General features: G+C 42.7%; 14 protein-coding genes and 3 pseudogenes. 4 read left to right on the top strand and 13 right to left on the bottom strand.

All coding sequences use genetic code 11. From position 1 onward, the window contains the following. Window positions 1-360: hypothetical protein (locus K6984_RS19600; protein ID WP_221897046.1), on the top strand; the 360-nt coding region annotated here is incomplete at its 5' end. Here the strand turns inward: K6984_RS19600 and K6984_RS19595 are convergent. From K6984_RS19595 to K6984_RS19575, 5 genes are all read right to left on the bottom strand, one after another. Beyond that, the gene (locus tag K6984_RS19595) at window positions 349-1,116 is read right to left on the bottom strand and encodes a transposase (RefSeq protein ID WP_230988191.1); all 768 of its coding nucleotides are present in this window, start codon (window positions 1,114-1,116) and stop codon (window positions 349-351) included. The genes K6984_RS19600 and K6984_RS19595 overlap by 12 nt on opposite strands. 46 nt (window positions 1,117-1,162) lie before the next feature. Continuing rightward, entirely contained in the window at window positions 1,163-2,263 is a 1,101-nt protein-coding gene (locus tag K6984_RS19590) for an IS3 family transposase (RefSeq protein ID WP_230988190.1), read from the bottom strand. 68 nt (window positions 2,264-2,331) lie between these two features. Beyond that, window positions 2,332-2,607, bottom strand: a complete 276-nt coding sequence (locus tag K6984_RS19585; protein ID WP_221897045.1) for a hypothetical protein — start codon at window positions 2,605-2,607, stop codon at window positions 2,332-2,334. 5 nt (window positions 2,608-2,612) lie between these two features. Further along, entirely contained in the window at window positions 2,613-2,837 is a 225-nt protein-coding gene (locus K6984_RS19580) for a hypothetical protein (protein WP_221897044.1), read from the bottom strand. 18 nt (window positions 2,838-2,855) lie between these two features. Beyond that, complete coding sequence (locus K6984_RS19575; RefSeq protein ID WP_221897043.1) at window positions 2,856-3,290, bottom strand: hypothetical protein; 435 nt, start codon at window positions 3,288-3,290, stop codon at window positions 2,856-2,858. On the opposite strand from K6984_RS19575, the gene K6984_RS19570 reads away from it, so the two are divergent. Beyond that, on the top strand, window positions 3,272-3,805 hold the full coding sequence (locus tag K6984_RS19570; RefSeq protein WP_338024557.1) for a transposase: 534 nt from the start codon (window positions 3,272-3,274) through the stop codon (window positions 3,803-3,805). The two genes, K6984_RS19575 and K6984_RS19570, sit on opposite strands and share 19 nt — an antisense overlap. Window positions 3,806-4,216: 411 nt before the next feature. Here K6984_RS19570 and K6984_RS19565 read toward each other — a convergent pair whose 3' ends face one another. The 3 genes and pseudogenes from K6984_RS19565 to K6984_RS19555 all read right to left on the bottom strand — a co-directional run. Next, window positions 4,217-5,092, bottom strand: a complete 876-nt coding sequence (locus K6984_RS19565; RefSeq protein WP_338024556.1) for a M14 family metallopeptidase — start codon at window positions 5,090-5,092, stop codon at window positions 4,217-4,219. Between the two features lie 137 nt (window positions 5,093-5,229). Then, window positions 5,230-6,663 carry a glutamate-cysteine ligase family protein gene (locus tag K6984_RS19560; RefSeq protein ID WP_221897041.1) on the bottom strand — a complete coding sequence of 478 codons (1,434 nt, stop codon included), beginning with the start codon at window positions 6,661-6,663 and terminating at the stop codon, window positions 5,230-5,232. A gap of 248 nt (window positions 6,664-6,911) precedes the next feature. Next, window positions 6,912-7,181, bottom strand: a pseudogene (locus K6984_RS19555) (transposase domain-containing protein); the annotation flags it as partial. Window positions 7,182-7,246: 65 nt separating this feature from the next. Between K6984_RS19555 and K6984_RS19550 the strand changes: the two are divergent. Further along, the gene (locus K6984_RS19550) at window positions 7,247-7,543 is read left to right on the top strand and encodes a hypothetical protein (RefSeq protein ID WP_221897040.1); all 297 of its coding nucleotides are present in this window, start codon (window positions 7,247-7,249) and stop codon (window positions 7,541-7,543) included. A 236-nt stretch (window positions 7,544-7,779) separates the two neighbouring features. On the opposite strand, the pseudogene K6984_RS19545 reads toward K6984_RS19550, so the two are convergent. The 4 genes and pseudogenes from K6984_RS19545 to K6984_RS31420 form a co-directional block, all read right to left on the bottom strand. Beyond that, window positions 7,780-7,914 (bottom strand): annotated as a pseudogene (locus tag K6984_RS19545) (IS66 family transposase); the annotation flags it as partial. Window positions 7,915-8,047: 133 nt separating this feature from the next. Further along, window positions 8,048-8,386 carry an IS66 family transposase gene (locus K6984_RS19540; RefSeq protein ID WP_221897039.1) on the bottom strand — a complete coding sequence of 113 codons (339 nt, stop codon included), beginning with the start codon at window positions 8,384-8,386 and terminating at the stop codon, window positions 8,048-8,050. Between the two features lie 24 nt (window positions 8,387-8,410). Beyond that, window positions 8,411-8,650 (bottom strand): hypothetical protein, encoded by a 240-nt coding sequence (locus K6984_RS19535; RefSeq protein ID WP_221895634.1) that lies wholly within the window; start codon window positions 8,648-8,650, stop codon window positions 8,411-8,413. 358 nt (window positions 8,651-9,008) lie between these two features. Next, the gene (locus tag K6984_RS31420) at window positions 9,009-9,254 is read right to left on the bottom strand and encodes a hypothetical protein (protein WP_230988189.1); all 246 of its coding nucleotides are present in this window, start codon (window positions 9,252-9,254) and stop codon (window positions 9,009-9,011) included. Between K6984_RS31420 and K6984_RS31415 the strand changes: the two genes are divergently transcribed. Beyond that, window positions 9,211-9,363 (top strand): hypothetical protein, encoded by a 153-nt coding sequence (locus tag K6984_RS31415; RefSeq protein ID WP_230988058.1) that lies wholly within the window; start codon window positions 9,211-9,213, stop codon window positions 9,361-9,363. The genes K6984_RS31420 and K6984_RS31415 overlap by 44 nt on opposite strands. Window positions 9,364-9,416: 53 nt before the next feature. Here the strand turns inward: K6984_RS31415 and K6984_RS36400 are convergent. Beyond that, window positions 9,417-9,665, bottom strand: a pseudogene (locus tag K6984_RS36400) (transposase domain-containing protein); the annotation flags it as partial. Window positions 9,666-9,705 lie beyond the last annotated feature (40 nt).

The following is a 9,705-nucleotide window of genomic DNA, read 5'->3' as shown; positions in this document are numbered from 1 at the left end:
AAAAACAGCAAGGGGAAAGTTTATGCGGCCGGGGGGATTTACGCGTTGAATCTCAGAAGTGGGTTGCTCAGATTTCTTTGTCTGGTGACAAACGGAACTCAGAGGCATCAAGAAATACCTGTGTTACGAGATCATATTGAAAAGCAAAACAAGGGAAATAACAGCTCTCAGAAACATCTCTATGTCTACGATAAAGCCGTCACCGACTTTGTCTGGTGGGATCGGCAGAAACGACATGCTAATTACATGATTTCAATGCTAAAACTCGATGTTCAAGTTTTTCCATCCCATTGCCATCAAGCTCTTACCTTCACCCAGCAGAACAATACTTTAATGATGCTGTTGGCCCTAGCGCCCTAAATCTCTGCCAATCATATGTTTTCCTGATGGCATCAGTTGAAACACATCCTTTATTAATTCACCTAACTCTTTCAGCTTATCACCAGGATCTGGAAACTCTAGCAATGACGTGATGAACTCAAGCAGTACATCCATTTGAGACTTGCGCTGTAAGCTACCTACGGTATACGCAGGTAGTTTGCTTTCAATGCGGGCTATTTGCTCTGGGTGAAGGAGAAGGCAATGGTCAAACAAAAGACTCAGAATCAGGCCACGGCTTGATCCCTCTTCATCTAATTGTTTGGCCTCACGCCCCCATACTTCATAAAGCTTCCAGTCCTCAAAGAAAACCTCAATCAGCCATCTCAACGTATAGGCTTGAATAATATCTTGTGTGCGCCAAGTCAGGTCTGTCGCCACTAAATAGCGATAGTCGTTTTCACCGTCATATTTTAAGGCAATGACAAAGCGTTTTTTACTGTGAGAACTCACCTTTAATCGTGCACTGCTGACAGTCACTTTAATCTCTTTTCCGCCACGTACACGTATTATCTGATCAATGCCTTTGTTAATCGAATTAAAGTAGCTCTCGACTGACCTTATTCTACCTCTATATTCAATATTTTGGTTTTTACGTAATTGGCTAATCACCTGCGAGCCTCCAGATTCTTTAGCGGCTTCGTCCATAAAGGCTTTTTCACCATACAGCGCATCAGCCAGTAAGCCTTTAATTTTAATCAGGCTATGCGCAACTTTAAACTCTTTTAAATATAGCACCCCAAAGAGTCAAGACAGATTTTTCAACAATCCTTATTCCATATTCCTAAGCCGCTTCATTCTGCTGTTCATTAGCTAAAATACTTTCTCTATATACATTCATTGGTTTTTTATAGTCCAGGGTTTCATGAAACCGTTGATGATTATAAAACTCAATATAGTCATCAACATCTTCTATTAACGCTCTAATTGAACCATATTCATTTAAATAAATACGCTCACATTTTGCACTTCGCCAAAACCGTTCAATACAAATATTATCCGTTGCTCGTCCTTTTCCATCCATAGAAATAGTAATGCCTTTGTTTTTTAGTCGTTGGGTATGAATTTCACTGGTGTATTGACTGCCTTGATCCGTATTAAAAATTTCAGGTGTTCCGTAGAGAGAAAGCGCTTCATCTAATACATCCATAACTAAAAAAGAATCCATTGTGTTTGATATTTTATGGGCGAGCACTGCTTTTGAGTGCCAATCAATAATCGCCGCTAAATAAACCATCCCTTCTTTGGTTTTAATATAGGTTATATCTGTACTCCAAACTTGGTTAGCGTGTGATATATCAAGATCTCTAAGCTTATAAGTATATTTTTTATGTTCTTTTATGGGGATCGTTGTATTGACTTGTTTTACCGCTAATACGGCTTTCAAGCCCATCTGCTGCCGATAACTCGCCACCGTGTTTAAACTGACTTTAAAACCACCTTCAAGCAACTGCTGGTGTACTTTAGCCGCACCATAAATAGGGATGTCTTTAAAAATGTGATTAATCTGAGTTTTGATCTCTTCTTTCTTTTTATTCTCTCTTTTTTTGTAATAGAGATTGCTTCTATTTAATCCTAATAATGCACACTGCTGTGTTAGAGGTAGAGTGTTAAGCTTGGGCTCAATCAACTGTTTTCTATCAGATGAGTCCAAGCTTTTTAGCTTTTTTTCGAGCCACTCCTTTTCAACCGTCATTTTTCCTACGATTTTTGTGAGCATCTCATTTTGTTCTTGAGCTGCTAATAGATCCTCTTTGTAATCTTTAACGGCTTTGGAGGGCTCCATTGCTATTTCTGCATTGTCTAAGAATATTTTTTTCCAGTTTTGTAGGTTCTTAGGTGTGATGTTATTTGCACTGGCAATTTCTTGCAGTGTTTTTTTCATTCTTTAAAACTTCTAATACCAACTTGCTTTTAAATTCAGCACTGTAGACCGTTCTTTTTCTGCTCATTTTAATACTCCAATTTTTTACAAATAGTAACTAATTTGGAATAAGATTGCTTTGATTTCTTGTCTGGATTTGCTGGGGGATTATAAAATAAGCCTAATGCAATCTCTGTTTTGGTCGGGTAGGCACTGTCACGTTCAGGCTTAATAGGCCGATCTTTTTTTGCTATACCGCTCTTTTTCAACCGTTTATCTTCTTTATCCCACTGCTTTAAGGCTGGATCCGGCATATAAAAGAAAAAACCGACAGGCACTGTAATGGATGAGGTAACTAGCAGCAATAATACTATCGTTTGTCCATTAACATACCCGCCGGAGCCTTTGTGTTTCTGCTTGTAAACCTTATAAATACGTTTTGTAGACTTAGATCGTGCTCGGTCGCTGTCAGCCCCGGACGGGCTGATAGTCTCCAGAAGGCGCAGGGAAATTTGCCAATCCGAAGTGCGCGATAGCGCGCGAGGGAGGCTAAAATTTTATCCCGAATAGCCGTAGAGCCATTTGTGGTAGCCATGACTGAGCTGCTTTGTGCTCAGTCTGTGGCGGACGCAGGGCGGCTGGAGCATCTCCTATTCGCTGCGTAGGTGAACGAATTACGGCGACAGGAGTCCCGGAATTTCGTGAGGTAGCATGGCGCGCCGTTTGCTGATTCATCAAAGGCCAACACACCTTCAGTAATGCCATAACGTTTTAAAATTAAGACCACACTCACCCGTAGCAAACAGTCCCAGGGTATACTTGCTTTACGAAACACCCAGGATAATGCGGCTACTTTGCAATCTCCAAGGCTTGCTCGCTCAAACTTAGCCCAGCAAACAGAGTTCATTAGCAGTATGCCCGTTAAACAAGTGCCCAACCAAGCGGCTTGAATCCGTGTCAAAGCGGCTCCGGGTTTTAGCTGATTGAGCGCATCATTTAAATCGTGAATATAGCTTTGGATAAAGGTGGCTGGGGCATTCATTAACATGGGATTACACCGATAAAATTACAACAACCTCAGAATACCTGATTTTACCTTCTCAATATCAAAAACTTGAACATCGAGTAAAAGAAAATTCAATTGCGACTCTGGTTGAGTCTATCCCTTTTGACTCCCGCCATGAGATCAATACAGGGGTTGAAGCATACAGTGTGTACGAAAACAAGGGCATCAAATTTAACGTGGTGGATTACCGTGATCCAGAAACCGGAAAACTTCACCGGTTTGTGACAACCTTGCCAATGACTATTAACCCTGGAACCATTGCAATGCTGTATTTCAAGCGATGGACGATTGAAAAGACATTCAATAACACTAAAAGTAATTTCAAGGAAACTAAAGCTTGGTCTTCCAATACCCGCTCACTTGAAAATCAAATGCGCCTGACTGCAATGAGCTATAATTTAATGCGCGTGTTTGAAGAGATTTCAAAAACACAACAGCCAGAATTGATTCATCCATCGGATAAAAAATATAGCGAGGCTCTGGAGATAAGGCAGTAACAGGCTCAAAAACGAGATCGTTTTGTGAATCCATATTTTTCCAGGCAAGAATATCTCGTATCAGCTCGTATACCATTCGGGCAGTTCAAAACGCAATAATAACAGGAATGTCTTTACAGTGCTTTATGAGCTCTCTTGTGGCGAGGTTAGTTTCACGGCCTCAATTGATAGGGGAACACTGATGAAGTTTTTTCAATATAAGGTTAATTCACATAAGACTAACCAGACGAAGTGTTTAAACGCAGTATTGTACCAAGCTGAAAATCAACTATGCTATTTCTAATCGAAGTACTGAACGGTATACAGCTATCTACTTTGTATGACCTGCGAGCTAAAATGGCAACAAATGTATTTTCATTTAGCATCCTCTTTTGAAAAAAGGAGGCTGTTGTCTACTATTCAAACTACGCGCTACAAATGTATACGCTCCATTAAATAACATAGGCAGTCCTGGCGTATAACTCGCTCATCCAGTGTTAGCATAGAGGGCATGGTATTGCGCTTTATTTGTAACTGTTTATTGTCAATTTTAAAAAATTGCTGGGAGACATCGGTGCCATGTTCATCGATTGCACATAATGGCATAGTGCGGTCGGTTAGCACTGAGCCAAAACAGGTTCCTGCCGAGATTTCAGTAAAATTCATACGTTCAATTTCAGTATCAAATAATAATTCGGCATTAGGGTCATTAAAACTAAAGGAGCTGTTTTCCTTGATTTTTACTTGTGCTGTGGTGTGGAACAAATCTATATCTTGAGTCCGCGTTGGATGCGTTGCGAATTCAGTAAGATGGATACAATCTTTTAGGTAAGCATAAGCATGATCAACACCATATTGCTGTCTCGGTCGCCCGCATTCCAGCGTAACTGCCGGACATATTTCGGCAAACGCTGCAGATTGTACGCCAAGTGGTCGTAAGAAATAAACTACTAGGCGGCCAAATAAATTCGCCAGTTGCAGGTAGCGTTTATCCAGTTTATTAATACAGGCATAGTGTGGATTGAGTCCGGTATTATTATGTATATCGATGCTAGCAAAGACTTTTTTGGCGCGCATAATATCCACGATCTGGCCGGCTAATGCTGTTTCAGGGCAACTGGCAGTGTCCGTACCTGGCCAGATACGATTAAAATCAGGTTGCGAGTCTAGCCTGCGTAAACCGAGTGCTGCGGCACGCGTATTACCAAAAAATATAGATATAGAGCGCGGCAATCGCTGTCGTGTATGTTGCTGTAGCAAGCGCTGGACGGCCAGAAATCCGGTTGTTTCATTGCCGTGTAACAGCACAGAGATAAATAATGGCTGTGGGGTTTTTTCCCTGTAAGTGTAGCAGGGTCGGCTGAGGAAATAGCGTATGTAAGTCTGTTGCCGCACAGCTTAGTAGCGCTTCGGGGTAAGTGTCGATTTGTTGCAGTTGCATGGCGTTAAGAGTTTGACCACTGACTGACCGGGACTTCTGAGTATTGATGCCCTAAATAAGATTGTGTCATGGATTGCAGGCTTGCATCAGCCTGCTGCATAAATTGACGCTGCCACTGACTGCCGGTTTGCTTACTGGCGATGCGCTGCTCAATAATTGTTAAATAGGTATCAATATCCACAGGGTCAATGTTTAATGATTGTAGACCTGATCTTGCTCTGGGTAATAAGTCACTTAGAATCAGTTTTTGAAAATTCTGCTTTGTGCCATCGAACCAGACGATATGACTATCCAGGCCAAACCGGGCTGCCTGATAAAAATTATCTTTGGCCTGGGTAAAGGCTAATGGAATGCCGTTGGCCATAATTTCAGTACATAAATTCATCGCCAAACCATAATAAAAAGCGGCATTGGCAATGGAGTCAATAATAGTCGGACCCGCTGAAGGTGTGCGATGCTCAATTCTGATATGCGGGGTGTTATCAGCATCAAAGCCAATTAATGGCCTGTTCCAGCGCCAGACTGTACCATTATGCAGGCGCAAATGTTCAAATTGCTCTATCGGCTCGTCGAACAGTTCGGGAAGTAATGTCGGGAAATGTTCCAGGTTCTCCTGAAAACATTCCATGATCGAAGCTCGTGCATAATCAGAGCCAAAGCTAACGCGTCTTAGTGGACCATGTATAGCACCGCCATAACCTCCGGTTTCTATCGCCTGTTCAAACAGCGGGATGCGTGACTCATGCCACAGATTTTTGCCAAATAAATAGGGGGCATTGGCACAGCTGGCAACAATCGCTGCTGACGCGATAATGGATGCATTATAAAAATGATGTGCCTGAGAGAGCGGTATCTGAGTATGCAGTTGCAGAGACGTGGTGGCTGATTCCAGCATTACATCATGATGGTCAAATTTTAGATGTTCCAGTCCTACAATATCCAGGTTGATTGGCTTACCGCGTGCCTTGAGAATTTGCTCATTCAGCACTCGATAGCGGTTCATATCCGACATATTAGCTAAGGTCATGGAAGAGGGCTTGAGTGTCGGCAATGTGCCAATGATAAGAATATGATTATCCAGTTCTTTGGCATGGCGGCAGGATTTATCCCAGGTGGCTAATAAATTTTTATGCAGCACACTAAAGACATCAGCGGTTAATTTTTTCGGGATGCCGTTGAGTTCAATATTGAATTTAGCTAATTCGGGAAAGGCTAGCGGGTCATTCATGTGTTGCAGAAAAGAGACATTATTAGGCGCAGCCTGCATATTATCATCAATCAGCCAGGCTTCAATTTCAAAGCCTGCTGTGGGTGCTAATTCCGAGAATTTTTTATGCTCAATTAACTCTCTTAAGTGCTGCGTTTCCAGCGTTAGTTTTTGGTGAAAACGCTCAAAGTAATCATCATTAAAAAGAGTTGAATTGATTTCCTGCCCCATAAATACACCCTGCGTCCTATCGGTATGAATAATTAAAATAGTTTAACAGTGAACATGACATGTAGTGCGGACTTTAGTCCGCTTTTCTCGATGTGATCTGTACCTGGTTCTCCAGTAGGGACAAACGACTGCATGTAGAATTTAGTTAAAAGATAACCTAATATCTCCTGTACCGCAATACCCACCAGTTAAACAAAAGGTGTTGAAATGTAAGCGTCAATTCTCTCCACCTAGACAAGCTACCCCAATTACTTTAGAGGCTTAATTTTTTCAATCAAGTTCCAGGGCAAAAACTGATCCAGTGCTTCTGGTTTATAATGCCTACCCAGCTTGGGTAGTTCAGTTAATAGGTATTTCAGGTAATCAAAAGGTTCCAGGTTATTAGCAACGGCTGTTTGCACAAGACTGTAAAGTAGTGCGCTGGCATTTGCACCGCGTGGTGTCTGGTTAAACAGCCAGTTTTTACGTCCAATCACAAACGGTTTGATATGCCGCTCAGCTGCATTATTATCAACAGGCGCGCCATGCTACCTCACGAAATTCCGGGGCTCCTGTCGCCATAATTCGTTCACCTACGCAGCGGATGGGAGATGCCCTGAACGCCCTGCGTCCGCAACGACTACGCACAAAAGCCGCTTCGTCATTACTACCTCACTGGCTGGACGGCTATTCGGAACGCAATTCTTGCTCCTCTCGCGTGCTGCTAGCACACGTCGAATCAGCGAATTTCCCTGTCGCCTATCAGGGACTAAAAATCACCACTTCGCTAACCCATCTTCGTCACTTTCATCTTTCTAAGCCATTGATTCATCGGTTTAAGCGATTTTTTGTCGAAAAATTCTCTTTAAAATCAATGGTGTTTTTTTTGAAAGTTTTGTAGTGCCATTTATATTATTTTTGTCGATAAACTCATTGACTTTTGTCAAAAAAATCATCATTATTTGAGTGTAATTTACATGCGACAAAAATACTCTAAAAAATCCAACGTTTTATACAAAAACACAAAATCTGTAGTGCCAACTGGCTACTTTTTAAAATTTCAACCAATTGATTTATAACAACTACATCATCAATAGTGACGAAGATGGGCTAAGCTCCGTTTCCATGATTTTCAGCGAGGGCTTTTAGCGCTTCATCGAATTTACGCCGCGCATGTGCCATACACCCCACGAGGATACAATCATCTGATGCCAGTGCATGATAGCCTGCATAGCCATCTACCTGCAAGTGACCTGAAAAGGCCCGCAAGAAGCTTTCACTCGATGTTCAAGTTTTTTAACTGATTGATTTTATTGATAATTTTACTGACAAAGAAAGCATCAACATCATTGTAAATCAATCACTTATAAAACAAAGCCGGAAAAATTTACTTTTCTTAGCCCAGTTATAGCTGAAAACTTGAACATCGAGTTTCAGCATGCGCTCCTGCCCGCGTTGACTGATAATCATACAAAACGATCGGGTGCTCGGATTCATGCCCACCACTCTGATAGAGCCACATATAGGATTTCGATTTCGTCTCTCGACCATCCCGAATCACATTTAAGGTTGTTTCATCGGCCTGGAGGATCTTCTGTAGAATCAGCAGAGCATGCAGTCGATCATAAAAGGGCTGGAGCAATTCAGCGGACTTTAATACCCAGTTAGATAGCGTGGCACGAGAAAGGTCAACACTTAAGCGCTTGAAAATGGTTTCCTGCCGGTAAAGTGGCAGGCTATCCATGAACTGAAGTTTCCCAATAATTATTTATGGTAAAATTGAAACTATGCTACAACCGCTGAAAATCATGGAAACGGAGCTTAGCGAAGTGGTGATTTTTAGTCCCTGATAGGCGACAGGGCAATTTGCTGATTCGACGTGTGCTAGCAGCACGCGAGAGGAGCAAGAATTGCATTCCGAATAGCCGTCCAGCCAGTGAGGTAGTAATGACGAAGCGGCTTTTGTGCGTAGTCGTTGCGGACGCAGGGCGTTCAGGGCATCTCCCATCCGCTGCGTAGGTGAACGAATTATGGCGACAGGAGTCCCGGAATTTCGTGAGGTAGCATGGCGCGCCTGTATATGAAAAAAACAGTCTTTTCATTCGTTTCAAATGCTATTGCCTAAGGGGAATTAAGTAGGGGTTTGCTATAAACATGGCAAAACCACCTAAAATAAACCTCGATACACCAGCATTGTGTATTTCAGCTACTCAATAATTGGGAAACTTCAGTCCATGAACTTGGCGACAATAATGTAAGCTAATAAACTTGCCGAGGCAAAACTACGAGGAATGGGCTGTGCGGGTTTTGGTGCACTGATAATGCCATTTTCACAGGCGCGGGAGCCATACTTGATCTGTATATGTTCAATGACTTTGATCTGGGCAGGAATGATTTCTAACGCTGAAAATCATGGAAACGTAGCTTAGCGAAGTGGTGATTTTTAGTCCCTGATAGGCGACAGGGCAATTTGCTGATTCGACGTGTGCTAGCAGCACGCGAGAGGAGCAAGAATTGCATTCCGAATAGCCGTCCAGCCAGTGAGGTAGTAATGACGAAGCGGCTTTTGTGCGTAGTCGTTGCGGACGCAGGGCGTTCAGGGCATCTCCCATCCGCTGCGTAGGTGAACGAATTATGGCGACAGGAGTCCCGGAATTTCGTGAGGTAGCATGGCGCGCCTGCTGCTCTGACTTGTCTTCGCCAGCCTCATGCAATGCATGACCGCAGGCACAAACACGCTCTGCTTCAGGTAATTCATAACGGATAACTTCGCGCGGGATATCTCTGGATAATGGCTTGCGGCCTGGCTTTTTACGCTGATAGCTTAGGGTTTCTTCAGGGTCGGAATCATCCTGCTTTAAGCTATCAAGAATGGACTCCGCTTCATTAAACAACTCCATTTGACCCGGACATTTCTCACTGGAGGTGCCAAAACGCTCATGTTGCAACAGACGAAACTGCTCCTCATACCATGTCAGTTTTTCCTGTAATTGATCCACTGTCGGCTGATAGTCCAGCACCATTTTGTGCAGTACATTCGTCTCGTCTGGCAGTATTTCAGGA

Source organism: Bathymodiolus japonicus methanotrophic gill symbiont, from assembly GCF_019721995.1.
In the GTDB taxonomy this organism is placed as follows: domain Bacteria; phylum Pseudomonadota; class Gammaproteobacteria; order Methylococcales; family Methylomonadaceae; genus Methyloprofundus.
This window is presented reverse-complemented; position numbering and strand designations above follow the sequence as displayed.